The sequence below is a fragment of the Alcaligenes sp. NLF5-7 genome, from assembly GCF_024266725.1.
Classification (GTDB): Bacteria; Pseudomonadota; Gammaproteobacteria; order Burkholderiales; family Burkholderiaceae_B; genus Alcaligenes; species Alcaligenes phenolicus.
In genome coordinates this window covers 3,711,008-3,727,176 of the sequence record NZ_CP100755.1, presented here as the reverse complement: position 1 = coordinate 3,727,176, position 16,169 = coordinate 3,711,008, and the positions used below count along the sequence as shown (strand labels likewise).

13 protein-coding genes are annotated in these 16,169 nt (G+C 56.7%); 3 read left to right on the top strand and 10 right to left on the bottom strand.

Going from position 1 to position 16,169, the window contains the following annotated elements:
* Nucleotides 1–9: 9 nt before the first annotated feature.
* Nucleotides 10–621, top strand: coding sequence for an SCO family protein (locus MID00_RS17130; protein WP_250755744.1), 612 nt, complete (start codon nucleotides 10–12; stop codon nucleotides 619–621).
* Between the two features lie 201 nt (nucleotides 622–822).
* On the opposite strand, the gene fusA is transcribed toward MID00_RS17130, so the two are convergent.
* Nucleotides 823–2,940, bottom strand: coding sequence for an elongation factor G (gene fusA, locus MID00_RS17125; RefSeq protein ID WP_254499178.1), 2,118 nt, complete (start codon nucleotides 2,938–2,940; stop codon nucleotides 823–825).
* A 204-nt stretch (nucleotides 2,941–3,144) separates the two neighbouring features.
* On the opposite strand from fusA, the gene MID00_RS17120 reads away from it, so the two are divergent.
* Nucleotides 3,145–3,498, top strand: coding sequence for a helix-turn-helix transcriptional regulator (locus MID00_RS17120; RefSeq protein WP_035271750.1), 354 nt, complete (start codon nucleotides 3,145–3,147; stop codon nucleotides 3,496–3,498).
* A gap of 133 nt (nucleotides 3,499–3,631) precedes the next feature.
* Here the strand turns inward: MID00_RS17120 and MID00_RS17115 are convergent, their stop codons facing one another.
* On the bottom strand, nucleotides 3,632–5,017 hold the full coding sequence (locus MID00_RS17115; RefSeq protein WP_254499177.1) for a dihydrolipoyl dehydrogenase: 1,386 nt from the start codon (nucleotides 5,015–5,017) through the stop codon (nucleotides 3,632–3,634).
* Nucleotides 5,018–5,145: 128 nt separating this feature from the next.
* Between MID00_RS17115 and MID00_RS17110 the strand changes: the two genes are divergently transcribed.
* Nucleotides 5,146–5,607 carry a MerR family transcriptional regulator gene (locus MID00_RS17110; protein WP_254499176.1) on the top strand — a complete coding sequence of 154 codons (462 nt, stop codon included), beginning with the start codon at nucleotides 5,146–5,148 and terminating at the stop codon, nucleotides 5,605–5,607.
* A gap of 198 nt (nucleotides 5,608–5,805) precedes the next feature.
* Here MID00_RS17110 and MID00_RS17105 read toward each other — a convergent pair whose 3' ends face one another.
* From MID00_RS17105 to MID00_RS17070, 8 genes are all read right to left on the bottom strand, one after another.
* Complete coding sequence (locus MID00_RS17105; protein ID WP_009457070.1) at nucleotides 5,806–6,375, bottom strand: nitroreductase; 570 nt, start codon at nucleotides 6,373–6,375, stop codon at nucleotides 5,806–5,808.
* A gap of 50 nt (nucleotides 6,376–6,425) precedes the next feature.
* On the bottom strand, nucleotides 6,426–7,163 hold the full coding sequence (gene pdxJ / locus MID00_RS17100) for a pyridoxine 5'-phosphate synthase (RefSeq protein WP_009457072.1): 738 nt from the start codon (nucleotides 7,161–7,163) through the stop codon (nucleotides 6,426–6,428).
* A 55-nt stretch (nucleotides 7,164–7,218) separates the two neighbouring features.
* Nucleotides 7,219–8,682, bottom strand: coding sequence for an efflux transporter outer membrane subunit (locus MID00_RS17095; protein ID WP_254499175.1), 1,464 nt, complete (start codon nucleotides 8,680–8,682; stop codon nucleotides 7,219–7,221).
* Complete coding sequence (locus MID00_RS17090; protein WP_021446545.1) at nucleotides 8,682–11,876, bottom strand: efflux RND transporter permease subunit; 3,195 nt, start codon at nucleotides 11,874–11,876, stop codon at nucleotides 8,682–8,684. Before MID00_RS17090 ends, MID00_RS17095 begins: the two co-directional genes overlap by 1 nt.
* Before the next feature lie 5 nt (nucleotides 11,877–11,881).
* Complete coding sequence (locus tag MID00_RS17085; protein WP_009457075.1) at nucleotides 11,882–13,120, bottom strand: efflux RND transporter periplasmic adaptor subunit; 1,239 nt, start codon at nucleotides 13,118–13,120, stop codon at nucleotides 11,882–11,884.
* Nucleotides 13,121–13,427: 307 nt separating this feature from the next.
* Entirely contained in the window at nucleotides 13,428–14,222 is a 795-nt protein-coding gene (locus MID00_RS17080) for an ABC transporter ATP-binding protein (RefSeq protein ID WP_009457077.1), read from the bottom strand.
* Nucleotides 14,222–15,118 (bottom strand): ABC transporter permease, encoded by an 897-nt coding sequence (locus MID00_RS17075; protein WP_009457079.1) that lies wholly within the window; start codon nucleotides 15,116–15,118, stop codon nucleotides 14,222–14,224. The genes MID00_RS17080 and MID00_RS17075 overlap by 1 nt, the downstream gene beginning before the upstream one ends.
* A gap of 79 nt (nucleotides 15,119–15,197) precedes the next feature.
* Complete coding sequence (locus MID00_RS17070; RefSeq protein WP_223254123.1) at nucleotides 15,198–16,109, bottom strand: ABC transporter substrate-binding protein; 912 nt, start codon at nucleotides 16,107–16,109, stop codon at nucleotides 15,198–15,200.
* Nucleotides 16,110–16,169: the final 60 nt, after the last annotated feature.

Here is a 16,169-nt window from a genome sequence, read left to right as displayed (position 1 = left end):
AGGACGTCCATGACACCCAGCCCAGTAAAGTCCATTCTTGTCTTGTTTAAACAGTTTGGCCTGACACTGGCGCTGGGCTTGTTCCTGCTAGGCAGCGCTGCCGCTGCCAATCTGCATCCCGTACGTGGCTTCCTGCCCGATCTGCGTTTTTCCCTGCAAGCCGCTGGCCCCAAAACCGTCACCCAGGATGACTTCAAGGATAACGTCGTCATGATGTTTTTTGGCTATGCCAGTTGCCCGGATATTTGCCCCACCACCTTGGCTCAACTGGGCCTGGTCATGGAAGAGCTGGGGAACGATGCCGAGCAGGTGCGCATCATCTTTGTCAGTGTGGACCCCCACCGCGATACACCCGACTCCCTGGCCCGTTATGTGGCCGCCTTTGATGGCAAGCACACCACAGGCCTGACAGGCTCTGAAAAGCAGATTGCCGATCTGGCCCGTCGTTACCGAGTGGCCTTCCAGATTGAAAAACCCGATCCCAAAGCACCCGAAAACTACGAGGTCTCGCACAGCCGTGGCGTATATATCTTCGATCAGCAAGGCCGAGCGCGATATCTAGCACCGGATACCGAGTCGGTGCAGGTTCTGGCGGATGGGGTACGCAGTCTGCTGAACTAAGCGGGCTTGGGCCTGAATCAAACCTCAGATCAGACTAGCCAACAGCGCCCTCAGCACAACAACAACAACAACAACAACAACAACAACAACAACAACAACAACAACAACAACAACAACAACAACAACAACAACAACAGGCAAAGCATCGGGGCGGATGTTCCCGTGCCTGGTTAGACACAGGAACACCCGCCCCCTTTAGTATCAGCCTGCGTGTCGTGTGCTCTGACGTTCAGCCACCAGATCCTGCACCATGGATTTGGGCACTTCCGCGTAGCGTTTGAACTCCATGCTGTATGTTGCACGGCCCTGGGACATGGAACGCAGCGTAGTGGCATAGCCAAACATCTCGGACAAAGGCACTTCCGCCTTGATCAGCTTGCCCGCCCCCACCATGTCATCCATACCCTGCACCATGCCACGACGGCTGGACAGGTCCCCCATCACATTACCGGCATAATCTTCAGGCGTTTCCACTTCCACCGCCATCATGGGCTCCAGGATCACGGGTGATGCCTGTTTGGCCGCTTCCTTGAAACCAAAGATCGCCGCCATCTTGAAGGCTTGCTCGGACGAGTCCACGTCGTGGTAAGAACCGAAGGTCAGTGTCACTTTCACATCCACCACGGGATAGCCCGCCAACACACCGCTGTTCAGGGCCTCCAGCACACCTTTTTCCACTGCCGGAATGTACTCACGCGGAACCACCCCGCCCTTGATGGCATCGACAAACTCAAAGCCCTTGCCCGCCTCTTGCGGCTCCAGGGTGAAGACCACATGGCCGTACTGTCCTTTACCACCGGACTGACGCACAAACTTGCCTTCGACATCGCGCACGGTCTTGCTGATGGTTTCGCGGTAGGCCACTTGCGGTTTGCCCACATTCGCTTCCACGCCGAACTCGCGCTTCATGCGATCCACAATGATCTCCAGATGCAGCTCGCCCATACCGCCAATAATCGTCTGGCCCGACTCCTCGTCCGTGCTGACACGGAAGGACGGATCTTCAGAAGCCAGACGCGAGAGCGCAATCCCCATCTTTTCCTGGTCGGATTTGGTCTTGGGCTCCACAGCCTGACGAATTACCGGCTCGGGAAACTCCATGCGCTCCAGCGTGATGATGGCCGAAGGATCACACAAGGTTTCCCCTGTGCTGACCTCTTTCAGGCCAACACAGGCCGCAATATCACCCGCATGCAGTTCATCAACTTCATGCCTGTCATTGGCATGCATCTGCACAATCCGGCCAATACGCTCTTTCTTGCCACGGCCGGGAATATAGACGCTATCGCCCTTGGCCAGCACACCGGAATACACTCGCACAAAGGTTAACTGGCCGACATAAGGGTCCGTCATCAGCTTGAAGGCCAATGCCGAGAACTTCTCATTGTCGTCAGATTGGCGAGTGACGATTTCGCCAGCCTCGTCCACGCCTTGCACTGCAGGTACATCCACGGGAGAAGGGAGCAGCTCCACCACCGCATCCAGCATGCGTTGCACACCCTTGTTCTTGAAGGCCGAGCCACACAGCATGGGCTGAATCTCTCCGGCAATGGTGCGCAAGCGCAGGCCCAACGTAATCTGGGCCACGCTCAGCTCACCCGTTTCCAGGTACTGATTCATCAGCTCTTCATTGGCTTCGGCCGCCGCTTCCAGCATGCGCTCGCGCCATTGCCTGGCCATAGCGAGCAAATCCGCAGGGATGTCCTCAAAACTGAACTTCATACCCTGAGAGGCCTCGTCCCACACGATCGCTTTCATCAAACGCAGGTCGATCACGCCCTTGAAGCCATCTTCAGCCCCCATAGGAATCACCACAGGCACAGGATTGGCCTTGAGGCGGTCCACCATCATCTGACGTACACGAAAGAAATCCGCCCCGACGCGGTCCATCTTGTTGACGAAAGCCAGGCGCGGAACCTTGTACTTGTTGGCCTGACGCCAAACCGTTTCAGATTGCGGCTGTACCCCACCGACCGCGTCATACACCATGACCGCGCCGTCCAGCACGCGCATGGAGCGTTCAACCTCGATGGTGAAATCCACGTGGCCGGGGGTGTCGATGATATTGATGCGGTGCTCGGGTAGCGAGCCATCCATGCCTCGCCAAAAGCAGGTGGTGGCCGCCGAGGTAATGGTGATGCCACGCTCCTGCTCCTGGCTCATCCAGTCCATAGTGGCCGCCCCGTCATGCACTTCCCCCAGCTTGTGACTGACGCCGGTATAGAAAAGAATGCGCTCGGTCGTGGTGGTTTTGCCAGCGTCAATATGCGCCGAGATACCAATGTTCCGATAGCGAGTGATGGGTGTATGGCGAGCCATGATGATTGTCCTTGGAGTCGTCCTGCCTTGCAGTGCAAGGCACCTGGGCTCCTGTTGTTTCAGTGGTTGATAACAATCAGATAGTACGCCTACAATCGTACTATTAACAAGATTTTTTCCACGCGTCGTGCATCCACACCACAGCGCGAAAACGGTACGTGGACACAGGTACAATCACCGCGACGAATAATGACAGGACTCGATATGCTTCCCAATCATCCCGAGCGCGCACAGATTCGCTTGGAAAATGTACTGACTGCCCTGGGCAATCCCTTGCGTCTGGCCGTTGTGCGTGCTTTGGCCTCCGAAGGCGAACGCGCCTGTGGCTCGCTACTGCAAGGCCAAACCAAATCCACCATGACGCATCACTGGCGCGTCCTGCGTGATAGCGGCGTAATCTGGCAACGACCTTCTGGACGAGAAAACCTGCTGTCGCTGCGCAAGGACGATCTGGAGGACCGCTTTCCCGGCCTGCTGCATTCCTTGCTGGGCGCATTGGAAAATGACCCGGTAACCGAGGCGACCACCGCGCAGCATCTGCAAAACGCCGCCAAATAATAAAAGCACCCTGAAAATCAAACTGCCCGCCAAAGGTCGGATCAATGTCCAACTTTTGGCGAGCAGTTCACATACAGGATCAGGACTCTCGGGGCCAGAGCCCGAAAACGGGATCAAACCCGTTCAGGCTGACTTATTTGCCTCGCAAAGCAGATTGCGCACCGCGCAAGGCCGTACGCAAGCCCTCTTCCAATACGGGATGGTAGAACGGCATGGCCAGCATCTGATCCAGCGTCAGTCCCATCTGCAAGGACCAGGCCAGCAAGTGAGCAATATGTTCAGCTTGAGGCCCCACCATCTCGGCCCCCAGAAACTTGCCCGCCTTGTCCGCATAAACGTGCAACAAGCCACGGTTGACCAGCATCACGCGAGCACGGCCCTGATTGCCGAAGTTCACGCTGCCTGTCACCGCACCCTCTGGCAAGGATTTAAAGGGCGTACCAACCACAGCCACCTGCGGATCACTAAACACCACAGCCATGCGTGCACGACGCGCCATAGGCTCATCCTGGCCATTGCTGACGGCTTGCAAGGCAGCCAGACGACCATCATCTGCTGCCTCGTGCAAGATGGGTGCACGTTGGTTCACATCGCCTGCCAGATAGATAGAGGTGCCTTTCAGTTGCAAGCTGTCCAGGTCAAAGACCACCCGCCCTTTGCTATCCCATTGCGCAGGCGTGTTTTCTAGCCCCAGATTATCCAACTGCGGTTTGCGGCCTGCCGCCCCCAGTACATAGTCGTAGTCCTCGACCAACTCCTTGCCATTCACCTGCAAGCGCAGGCGCGCCTTGCCATTGACGACTTCACTACCTAATACAGCTACGTCGGCACGAATATTCAGTTCCTGGCTGAAAATCGCCCGTCCGGCTTCACGTACCTCAGGATCGGAAAGACCCGCCAGACTCTGGCTGCGGTTGATGATGGACACCTTCACGCCCAAGCGCGCCAGCGCCTGCCCCAACTCCAGACCGATTACACCCGTACCTACGACCAGCACGCTTTCCGGCAAATCCGTCCAGTCAAAAACATCCTCGTTATTGATCAGCAAAGCCCCCAGCGGCTCCAGCTCCTTGGGGCGCACGGGCGTGGAGCCAGTGGCGATAATCACGTGCCCTGCGGTGATACGGGTATGGTCATCCACTTCCAGCACATGCTCGGACACAAAGCGGGCATGACCACGCACTTTGTCTTCGGCATCAAAGCCTTCCACATCGTCCACCACAAATTGCACAAAGCGATCCCGCTCGCGACGCACGCGATCCATGACCTCTTTGCCTTCAATGCGGATATTGCCGTCTACGTGAACACCGAAAGGAGCGGTATGGCGGGCATGATGGGCAGCGTCCGCTGCTGCGATCAGCAACTTGGATGGCATGCAGCCAACACGTGCGCACATGGTGCCATAGGGGCCTGATTCAATCATCAGCGTTCGTTTACCGGCACGTTTGGCCGTACGATACGCTGTCATGCCTGCTGTCCCCGCTCCAATCACGGCAACATCACACTGAATTTCTTTCATAACCGCTCCTTGAGTCCATACTAAGGCTATCAGGGGCCTGATGACCTGCCCGACCACCCGTTCTACAATGTGCAGAATTGACTCTTTCAATCATAACGCAGTCCCCTTGCACTGCCCGAGGAAAGCCCATGCTGATTAGTGAAGCGGCCCGCGTAACCGGCCTGACACCCAAAATGATCCGGCACTATGAAGATCTGGGACTCTTGAATAGTGACCGTGCCCCCAATGGCTACCGCGTCTACCAGGATCAGGACCTGGATACCTTGCACTTTATTGTTCGTGCCAAGGACCTGGGTTTCAATCTGGCGGACATTCAGCAACTGACCAGCCTGTGGCGCGATCAGCAACGCCCCAGCAGCGAGGTCAAGCAACTGGCCCAGGCTCATATCAAGGATCTGGAAAGCCGCGCGGCCCTGCTGCTGGACATGGCCGCCAAGCTGCGTGTGCTGGCTGAACAATGCCAGGGGGACCAACATCCAGATTGTCCGATTCTGGATGGTTTGGAGGGAGCATGCTGTCATACAGATGCCTCGACCAAGGCTCAACCGCATAAACCTGTCCATCAGAAAACCAGTACAGCCAAGCTTTAAGGCCTCAGATCGGGTTTAGACAGGCAGGAATCAAGACAAGGGCGCGGAGAATAGGACAAGGAAGCTACCGCCTCCTGCTGCTCATCCAGCCTGCATCACTTACTGAACAAGAGAAGACAAGAAAGCCTGGGTTCGTCATTGAACTCAGGCTTTTTCTTCAGAATCGCGAACTTGGCTCGCGCAGGCTACCCCGCAAATTTAAGCAGGCTGCCACTCCGTCACGAACTTTTGTGGCTCGGGACGCTGGGCAGGACCCAGATTGTGAATAGGCGTACCTACCGACACAAAGCCCAGGAACTGGTAATCCAGGGAATCGAAGCCCAGGGCTTCCGGGACTTCTTCACCATAGGTGCCCAGGCCAGTGCTCCAGAAAGCGCCAAAGCCCAACTGGTGAGCAGCATGCAGCATATTGCTGACGGCTGCGCCCGTTGCCAGAACACGCTCCAGTTCAGGAATTTTTTCTTCACCATGATCGATGTGGCTGGCTACAGCAATCAGCATGGGCACTTTGGCCAGCCAGGCGCGGACGCTGGCAGCTTTCTGCTCGGTCAAGGGATTACCGGCGCGCTCATTGGCGGCAATGGCCAGTTCGCCCAGAGCCTGCACGTTTTCACCGCGGATCAGGCAAAAGCGCCAAGGCTGTAAACGGCCATGGTCAGGAGCGACCATGGCAGCGCGCAAAATCAGGTCCAGCTCCTGCTCGTTCGGGCCGGGGCCTTGCACCAGCTTGATGGAGCGGCGGGACAATAGGGAATCAATGGTATTCATAGTGCTTCCAGAATCAGTTAAGAGTGCCCTGCCCAGATGGCAGGGCTCAGTCAGGCTTGAGCAGGAGCGCCCGCTTGCACCAGCAGGGCTTTCATGTCGCGCACGGCTTTTTCCCAACCGTCAAAGACAGCCTGGGCAACAATGGCGTGACCAATATTAAGCTCCGTCAGCCCCGGCAAGGCGGCAATCGCTTGTACGTTGCCGTAGTGCAGGCCATGACCCGCATTCACACGCAGACCTTGCGACACACCTTGAGCAATACCGGCACGGATACGCTCCAGTTCGCTGGCGGCCTGCTCGGGCGTTTGAGCATCCGCATAGGTGCCGGTGTGCAGTTCAATCACGGTGGCACCCACGTCGCTGGCGGCTCGGATTTGCGCCGGGTCGGCATCAATGAACAGCGAGACGCGAATACCGGCAGCCTGCAATTGCTGCACAGCCGCCTTGACCTGGTCCAGATGACCGACCACATCCAGACCACCTTCGGTCGTCAGTTCAGCACGGTGTTCGGGAACCAGGCAGACATCGTCCGGTTTGATACGGCAGGCAATGTCCAGCATTTCGGTGGTGATGGCGCATTCCAGATTCATCCGGGTACGCAGTACGGGGCGCAGGGCCTCGACGTCGGCATCCTGAATATGACGCCGGTCTTCACGCAGATGTAAGGTGATCAGGTCCGCTCCGGCTTCTTCTGCTCGCAAAGCGGCCTGAATTGGATCAGGGTATGTGGTCAGACGCTGCTGGCGCAGCGTCGCCACATGATCGATATTGACGCCCAGTTCTAACATTCCCCAAGGACCTCCGTAGTTTCAGGGATGAATGACCAGACGTATTATCGCCTGTTTACTCCGGTGCTGTCCCAGTGGCCTGGGTCTTTGTTTCAGGCTTGACGGTTTCAGCTGTCCAGCCGCCACCCAAAGCCTTGTACAACTCGACCCGGTTCATCAGGGATGCCAGGCCAGTCTGAATATAGGCTTGACGCGTACCGTACAGGCTGACTTCCGCCGTTTGCACCTGCAGGAAGCTGTCTATACCCACTTCGTAACGCAGCTTGGCCAGACGCAAGCTTTCGCTGGCAGCCTGATCAACCTCTTGCAAGGCGTCGATCTGCTGACCGTAGGTGGCTTCGCCCGCCAGAGCATCAGCCACTTCGCGGAAGGCTTCCTGAATGGTTTTTTCATACTGGCTGATCGCAATGTCACGACGAGCCTCGGCCAGATCCAGATTGGCCCAGGTACTGCCCGAGAGCAGCGGCATGGTAATTTGCGGCTGGAATTGCCAGTAACGGTTACCCGAACTGAACAGACCACCCAGCTCGGGGCTCATGAAGCCCAGCAGACCGGTCAGGCTCAGACGCGGGAAGAAAGCAGCGCGTGCTGCCCCGATGCTGTAGTTGGAACCACGCAAGGCGTGCTCGGCGGCCAGAATGTCAGGACGACGCTCCAGCAATTCTGCCGACAACCCTACAGGCAAGCTAGGCATCAGCTGAGCACGGGTAAAGGGCAAGCCTGCTGGCAAGTCAGCCGGTATTTCACCGCCCAACAAGACCTGCAAGGCATTGAGTGCACGCTGACGATCACGCTCGACAGCCTGCATATCGGAACGCACGGTGTTGTATTGCACCTTGGCCTGGTTCAGGTCCAGCGCCGACACCGTACCGGCATCGTAAGAAGACTGCACCAGGCGCAATGTCTCTTGACGGCTGCGCAAGGTATTGCTCATCAAAGCATGCAGTTCTTCGGCAGTACGTACCTTGAAGTAGGCTTCGGCGGTGCCCGCCACCAGGGCGATATGGGCGGTACGCTGAGCCTGCTCGGTGGCAAAGTACTGTTCTTGAGCAGCACGGGCCAGATCACGCACTCGACCAAAGAAGTCCAGCTCGAAAGCAGTGATACCGACACCGGCCTGGAACGTACGGGTTACGGGGGCCGAATTTGGGCCACCAGGACGCAGCTCAGCCGGTGTGTGGGTGGCCTGCTCGGCCGCCTGCACACCAATGCTGGGCAACTGGTCACTGCGTGCCACGCCGTATTGCGCGCGAGCTTCCTCGATGCGCTGGGTGGCAATACGCAGATCGCGGTTATTCTCCAGAGCCTGCTCGATCAGGGCATGCAGACGCGGATCCGTAAAGAATTCACGCCAGCCCAGATCAGCAGCCTGTGCCGCATCCGCCTGGCCCTGCTGGGCCAGAGGGAATTGTGCGGGCACGGGAGAATCAGGACGCTCGTACTTCGGTGCCAAGGAGCAAGCCGACAAGGCAAACGCCACGGCCAGCACCAAGGGGCTACGTAAAAACATGCTAGACATCAGTGCTGTCCTCCTTGCGAACCGGCCGGCTGTGCAGCTTGTTTGGCCTGTTCTTCCTCGTGCAATTTAGCGGCTTCGCCAAACAGACGGGGTTTAGTTTTAAAGAGCTTGAGGATCACGACAAAGAAGGTCGGCACCATCAAGACAGCCAAGGGCGTTGCGGCCAACATACCACCCAGCACACCCAGACCCACGGCGTTCTGGCTGGCAGCACCCGCACCAGTCGAGGTAGCCAGAGGCACCACACCCAGCACAAAGGCGAAAGAGGTCATCAAGATAGGACGGAAACGCAAGCGAGCGGCTTCCAGAGTGGCGTCGATCAAGGTAGCACCACGTGCGTAGGCATCCTTGGCAAACTCCACAATCAGAATCGCGTTCTTCGCTGACAGACCGATCACCGTCACGATACCCACCTGGAAGTACACGTCGTTAGGCATACCCAGACCGGAGACCAGCAAGACCGAACCCAGCATACCCAACGGTACGGCCAGCATCACGGACAGCGGAATCGCCCAGCTTTCGTACAAGGCAGCCAGCAGCATGAACACCACCAGAACCGCCAAGCCCATCAAGATAGCGGACTGGCCTGCGGCCTGACGCTCTTGATAAGACAGACCTGTCCAGTCCACACCAAAGCCGCTAGGCAACTGCTTCATCAGGTTTTCCATCTCGATCATGGCTTCACCCGAGGTATAGCCTGGAGCGGGGCCACCACCGATACGGACAGACTCGTAGCTGTTGTAGCGCACGATCTGTACCGGACCTTGTTCGGTCGTCTGGCTGACAAAAGCCGACAGCGGAACCATCTTGCCTTCGCTGTTGCGAGCGTTGAGCTTGAGCACATCGTCGATGGTCATGCGATATGGCGCATCAGCTTGTACCCAGACACTTTGCACACGTCCCTGGTTGGTGAATTTACCCACAAAAGACGAGCCCAGGGCGCCACTGATCAAGGCAGAAGCTTCGCTGAAGTTCACACCCAGGGCAGCCGCCTTGTCTCGGTCAATTTCCAGACGAATCTGTTTGCCAGGTCCCAAGCCCGTGATACGCACACTCTGTGGATCGAACACAGGGCTTGCCTTGGCCAGGGCCAGCAACTGATCCGCGGCTGCCATCAGGGCATCGTGACCCATGCCGCCGCGGTCTTCCAGACGCATATCAATACCCGAGGAGTTACCCAGAGCAGAAATAGCGGGTGGCACAATCGCGATCACCATGGAGTCGGGCAAACCGAACAGCAATTGGCCCATGGCCTTGCCGGAAATGGCTTGAGCCGAGTTTTCCTTGCCTTTACGTTCGTTGAAATCTTTCAAGGGCACAAAGGCAATCGCCGAGTTCAAACCACTACCGTTAAAGCTGAAGCCTTGCACGGCAATGATGTTTTCAACCTGAGGCTGCTCCTTGAAGTAGTCCTCTACCTTGGAGATGGTTTCAATCGTACGGTTGGCCGTCGAACCGGCAGGCAGTTCGATGTTGGCAATCACGTAGCCCTGATCTTCCTCGGGCAAGAACGCGGTTGGCATACGCATGTACAGGAAGCCCAGCACCAGCACCATGATCAGGTAGATGAACATCATCCGACCGCCACGACGCAAGGTCTTGCCAATAAAGCTTTCGTAACCATTGGTGGTACGCGTAAAGACACGGTTGAACCAACCAAAGAAGCCACGCTTGGTTTCGTGATGACCCTTGGGGATAGGTTTCAACAAAGTCGCGCACAAGGCAGGTGTAAAGGTCAGTGCCAAAAAGCCGGAGAAGGCAATCGACACGGCCATGGCCACCGAGAACTGACGGTAAATCACCCCCACCGAACCGGCCATGAATGCCAGGGGCAAGAACACGGCCGACAGCACCAGCGTAATACCCACAATAGCGCCACTAATTTGCGGCATGGCTTTCTTGGTCGCTTCCTTAGGCGAGAGCCCGTCTTCCACCATGATACGTTCGACGTTCTCCACCACCACGATCGCGTCGTCCACCAAAATACCAATGGCCAGCACCATCGCGAACATGGTCAGCACGTTCACGGACATGCCCAGCACCTGCATCACCGCGAACGCCCCCAAGATAGCCACCGGCACCACCAGTGCAGGGATCAGGGTGTAGCGCACGTTTTGCAGGAACACGTACATCACGATGAACACCAGCACCATGGCTTCCAGCAAGGTGTAAACCACCTGGGTGATGGACTTGTCCACGTAGGGCGAGGTGTCGTAAGGAATGTCGTAGCGGATGTTTTCCGGGAAGAACTCGGCCAACTTCTCCATTTCGACTTTGATTGCCGCGGCAGTATCCAGCGCGTTCGCTTCAGGCAACAGGGAGATAGCAAAAGCCGCTGTTGGCTTGCTGTTCAGACGGGCACCAAACTGGTAGTTGTCCGCCCCCACTTCCACACGAGCGACGTCTTTAATACGTACGGTCGAGCCATCAGGCTGCGAGCGCAGAATGATGTTTTCAAACTCTTCCACGGTTGCCAACTGACCGTTCACCGTAATGGGTGCGGCCACACGCTGACTGTCCTGATTGGGTGGGCCACCCAGAATACCGGCAGACACCAGCATGTTTTGCTGACGAATCGCGTTGGTCACGTCCGCTGGGCTCATCTGGTAACCGACCAGCTTGGCAGGGTCCAGCCACACACGCATGGCGCGACCGGATGCAAACAGCTGGAAGCGAGCCACACCAGGAACACGAGAAATCGTGTTCTTGATATTGCGTTCGATGTAGTCAGCCAGAGCTGTCTGATCCAGACTGCCATCCGTGGAGGACAAGGTCACCACTTGCAGAAAGCCGGTACTGGACTGCTCCACGTGCAGGCCCTGCTCCATCACCGCTGTCGGCAAGGACGCAGTAATGTTGCTGACCCGGTTCTGGACGTCTACCTGAGCCATGTCAGGATTGGTACCAGGACGGAACGTGGCGGTGATTTCGGTCGAGCCGTAGGAGTCACTGACGGACTCGTAGTACAGCAGGCCTTTGGCACCGTTCAGCTGATCTTCGATCACACTGGCTACCGTACTGGCAACGTCTTCCGCGGTTGCGCCTGGGTAGGTCGCCCGGATGGTGACCGAAGGTGGTGCCACATCGGGATACTGCGCTACAGGCATATTGGGCAAAGCCAATAAGCCAAATAGCGTGATCGCCAAGGCAACGACCCATGCAAAAATGGGCCTTTCAATAAAAAACTGAGGCATGTCGCTTACTCGCTAGACTTGGCTTCGTTTGGCTCAGCAGCGGCGGCCGGTTCCTGTGCGGGAGCCGCATCAGGAGCAGGTGCAGCGGCTGACTTGTTGCCCTTCCAAGGCATCGTCTGGACAGGGGCACCGGGACGAATCTTCTGGAAGCCTTCGACAATGATCTGGTCGCCAGCTTGCAGGCCTTTGTTGACCACATACTGACCATCGCTCTCAGGTCCCAGCACGACAGGTACGGACTGGGCTTTTTCTTCACGAACTACATAAATGTTGGAAGCACCATCCGAGGTGTACTGAACAGCTTGGGCGGGCACCAGCAAGGCATCCGGAATAACGCCTTGTTCCAGGCGTACGCGTACGTACATGCCGGGCAAGAGGATTTCGTCAGGATTAGGGAACACGGCACGCAAGGTTACTTGCGAGGTGGATGGATCCACGCTGACACCGCTAAACAGCAAAGCGCCATCCTGATCGTACAGGGAGCCATCTTCCAGAACGGCCTTGGCCTTGGCCTGGCCTTCACCAGCCGACTTCAAGGTGCCATCGGCCATGGCGCGACGCAGCTGCGTCAGTTCAGCAGTGGAACGCGTCACGTCAATATAGACACGGTCCAGTTGCTGCACGGTGGCCATATGGGTGGCGTTGGCGGCGGAAACCAGAGCACCTTCGGTAACCAGGGACTTGCCGATACGGCCCGACACGGGCGACACAATCTTGGTGTAGCCCAGATCAATATTGGCGCTGTCCAGGGTCGCCTGTGCAGCGGCAATGGCGGCATCGGCCTGCATGGCGCGGGCCTTGGCGTTGTCGTAATCCTGGCGGGAAACTGCATTTTCCTTGATCAGACGCTCGTAACGCTGGGCCAACTGCTTGGCACTTTGTGCGTCAGCCTGGGCGTTTTTCAGCTGAGCTGCAGCCTGGTTACGAACTGCACGGTACGGAGCCGGGTCAATGGTAAACAAGAGCTGGTCTTGTTTGACATCAGCGCCCTGCTCAAAGTTGATCTCTTCCACAATCCCGGAAACACGGGCGCGGATTTGTGCATCTTTAATTGCTTCGACTCGTCCAGGCAGCTCGGAGAACAACTCGGTAGAGGTCGGTTGGACGGTAATCACACTGACTGGGACCTTCATCCCGCCGGCCGGAGCTTGAGGCTCTTTGTTGCCGCAAGCGGCGAGCAGAACCAAGGAAGAGAAGGCAGCAATACGAAAAGTCTGCCGACCCAACAAGCTTTGAAATGACATGAAGAACTCCTGAGCTAAGCGTTGCATGGGAGTTTAACGCTTAAACTGACTGGATTGTATGGTTTGGACAAGCAGCAAGTATATGTCGAAAAAGCGCAAATCAAACAGGAAAATTTGCGATGAGACTCATTTCGATCTTGCCATTATTTGGCGACTACGATTAGCCAGCTACCCCCTTGCACCCGCTCCGCTGTCTGCCTATGCCAAAAGAACACGTATTATCATATACCTACGGTTTCTTGAATATAAAAAAACCGCGTTTAACCCTCAGAGTTCACGCGGTTTTCCAAATCCGGGATAGTGCTTCCTAACCTAGCAATAAACTATCGTCGGCTAAAGTCTCGCCCCGAACCCGCTCGAACATCTCCAGCAAATCTCGCACATCCAGGCCTTGACGCTGTTCACCACTGACATCCAGAACCACCTTGCCCTGGTGCAACATGACCGTGCGATCACCCACATCCAGCGCCTGACGCATACTGTGCGTGACCATCATGGTGGTCAGGCCACCTTCACGCACAATCCGATTGGTCAGTTGCAAAACAAAGTCAGCCGTACGCGGGTCCAGTGCCGCCGTATGTTCGTCCAGCAGCAAGATCTTGGAAGGACGCAAGGCCGCCATCAACAGGCTGACGGCCTGACGCTGGCCACCGGACAACAATCCGATGCGGTCTGTCAGACGGTTTTCCAGACCCAGACCCAAGGTTTCCAGACGCTCTGCAAATTCAGCGCGCATGGAGTGACGCACGGCACGGCTCAGACCACGGCGGCTGCCACGGCAGGTGGCCAGCGCCATATTTTCTTCAATGGTCAGATCTTCACAGGTACCGGCCATTGGATCCTGAAACACACGTGCTACCCAATTGGCTCGCTCCCAGACCGGGCGGCGAGTCACGTCTACCTTGTCGATCATGATTTGGCCATCATCAACAGACTGGTCGCCCGAGATCGCATTCAGAAAAGTAGACTTGCCCGCACCGTTGGAACCGATCACGGTCACGAACTGCCCTTCCGGAATGGTCAGGGACAAACCGCGCAAGGCACGGGTTTCAATGGGCGTACCTGGATTAAATGTCAGGGACAGATCTTTTGCTTCTAACATTACTGGGCCCCCTTCTGTTTACGAGCACGCTTTTTCTTGAGCAATGGAATCACCAGCGCCACGGTAACCAGCAAAGCGGTGACCAGGTTCAAGTCCTGCGCTTTCAGGCCGATCACATCGGCATTCAGAGCCAAAGCAATAAAGAAACGGTACAGAATCGCGCCCAGCACCACGGCCAAGGTGGCGTAGAACAGTTTGCGTGCGGGCAAGATGCTTTCACCCACAATCACGGCAGCCAGACCAATCACGATGGTCCCGATACCCATGGAGATATCCGCCCCACCCTGCGATTGTGCAAACAAGGCACCAGCCAAGGCGACCAGGGCATTGGAAATAGCCATGCCCAGCAAAAGCATATTGCCAGTTGCCACACCTTGAGCACGGGCCATACGCGCATTGGCGCCGGTAGCGCGCATGGCCAGGCCAGTTTGCGTACCGAAGAACCAATCCAGCGCCAGTTTGGCAATGATTACCAAACCAATCAGCATCAAGGGACGAGCAATATAGTCAGCGATGGACTCGGGCTGCAGAATCGTGAAGACCGTCGGCTCCATGATCAGGGGCACATTGGGACGGCCCATGATGCGCAGGTTGATGGAATACAAGGCGATCATCATCAGGATACTGGCCAGCAGATCCATGATTTTCAGGCGTACGTTCAACCAGCCAGTAATCGTGCCGGCAATGGCACCAGCAAAAGTGGCCACTACAGTCGCCAGGAAAGGATCATTGCCCTGACTGATCAGGATGGCGGCAACCGCCCCACCCAAAGGAAAACTACCATCGACCGTCAGGTCAGGAAATCGCAGGATGCGAAAAGAAATCAGAACACCCAGAGCAACCAGTCCGAAAATCAGACCAATCTCCAGGGCCCCCCACATTGAATAAATAGACATATTGTTGGACGTCTAGGATACAAAAGAAACAGGCGGGCAGCTTGTGGCAACCCACCTGCAAGAAGCAGTCAAATCAGGCTTATTCGACGATTTTTGTTGCGGACTTCACGAAGTCCTCGTTAAGCGAAACGCCTTGGCGCTTGGCAGCGCCCGGATTGACATACAGTTCCAGATTGCTGCTGGTCTCGGAGGCCATATCACCGGGTTTTTCACCCTTCAGAATACGGATGACCTGTTGACCGGTCTGCAGACCCAGGTTGTAGTAGTTCACGCCCAAAGCCGCGATAGCACCACGGGCCACACTGTCGGTGTCCGAAGCGATCAAAGGCACTTTGGCGTCCACGCCCACTTTTACCAGGGACTCGTAGGCCGACACCACGTTATTGTCGGTATTGGTGTAGATCACATCGACTTTGCCCACCAGGCTACGAGCAGCCGCCCCCACGTCCACGGTACGAGGCGCGGTGGCTTCCACTAGCGTCATGCCATGCTTGGGCAGCAATTCTTTCATTTCTTTAACGACCACGGCGGAGTTGGCTTCGCCAGGGTTGTAAACCATACCCACGCGCTTGGCATCAGGCACGACTTTCTTGATCAGATCAACCTGGGCTTCCAGTGCCAGCGCATCGGACACGCCTGTCACGTTGGTGCCCGACGGTGCCATGCTGGGTACCAAGTGCGCCACCACAGGATCGGTCACGGCCGAGTACACCACAGGGATAGTCTTGGTTGCCGACACCACGGCCTGCGCCGAAGGAGTGGAAATGGCCACAATCACGTCAGCCTTGTCACCGACGAATTTACGAGCGATCTGAGCCGCAATGGCAGGATTGCCCTGGGCGGTCTGAAACTGCCATTTGAAGCCGGAGGCTTCGTTATAACCAGCATCGGTCAGCGCTTTGTGTACTCCATCCTTAATGGCGTCCAGAGCCGGATGTTCCACAATCGACGATACCGATACAGATTGCGCATGAACTGCAGCGCCCGACATCAATCCCACACAAGCCAAAGCGGCCGCCACCTGATGCACCGATCTGATCAGTTTCATCCA

What these genes read in the sequence shown, in the direction of transcription:
- MID00_RS17130 (WP_250755744.1), top strand. Translation starts at nt 10, where the DNA reads ATGACACCCAGCCCAGTAAAGTCCATTCTTGTCTTGTTTAAACAGTTT.
- fusA (WP_254499178.1), bottom strand. Translation starts at nt 2,940, where the DNA reads ATGGCTCGCCATACACCCATCACTCGCTATCGGAACATTGGTATCTCG.
- MID00_RS17120 (WP_035271750.1), top strand. Translation starts at nt 3,145, where the DNA reads ATGCTTCCCAATCATCCCGAGCGCGCACAGATTCGCTTGGAAAATGTA.
- MID00_RS17115 (WP_254499177.1), bottom strand. Translation starts at nt 5,017, where the DNA reads ATGAAAGAAATTCAGTGTGATGTTGCCGTGATTGGAGCGGGGACAGCA.
- MID00_RS17110 (WP_254499176.1), top strand. Translation starts at nt 5,146, where the DNA reads ATGCTGATTAGTGAAGCGGCCCGCGTAACCGGCCTGACACCCAAAATG.
- MID00_RS17105 (WP_009457070.1), bottom strand. Translation starts at nt 6,375, where the DNA reads ATGAATACCATTGATTCCCTATTGTCCCGCCGCTCCATCAAGCTGGTG.
- pdxJ (WP_009457072.1), bottom strand. Translation starts at nt 7,163, where the DNA reads ATGTTAGAACTGGGCGTCAATATCGATCATGTGGCGACGCTGCGCCAG.
- MID00_RS17095 (WP_254499175.1), bottom strand. Translation starts at nt 8,682, where the DNA reads ATGTCTAGCATGTTTTTACGTAGCCCCTTGGTGCTGGCCGTGGCGTTT.
- MID00_RS17090 (WP_021446545.1), bottom strand. Translation starts at nt 11,876, where the DNA reads ATGCCTCAGTTTTTTATTGAAAGGCCCATTTTTGCATGGGTCGTTGCC.
- MID00_RS17085 (WP_009457075.1), bottom strand. Translation starts at nt 13,120, where the DNA reads ATGTCATTTCAAAGCTTGTTGGGTCGGCAGACTTTTCGTATTGCTGCC.
- MID00_RS17080 (WP_009457077.1), bottom strand. Translation starts at nt 14,222, where the DNA reads ATGTTAGAAGCAAAAGATCTGTCCCTGACATTTAATCCAGGTACGCCC.
- MID00_RS17075 (WP_009457079.1), bottom strand. Translation starts at nt 15,118, where the DNA reads ATGTCTATTTATTCAATGTGGGGGGCCCTGGAGATTGGTCTGATTTTC.
- MID00_RS17070 (WP_223254123.1), bottom strand. Translation starts at nt 16,109, where the DNA reads ATGTCGGGCGCTGCAGTTCATGCGCAATCTGTATCGGTATCGTCGATT.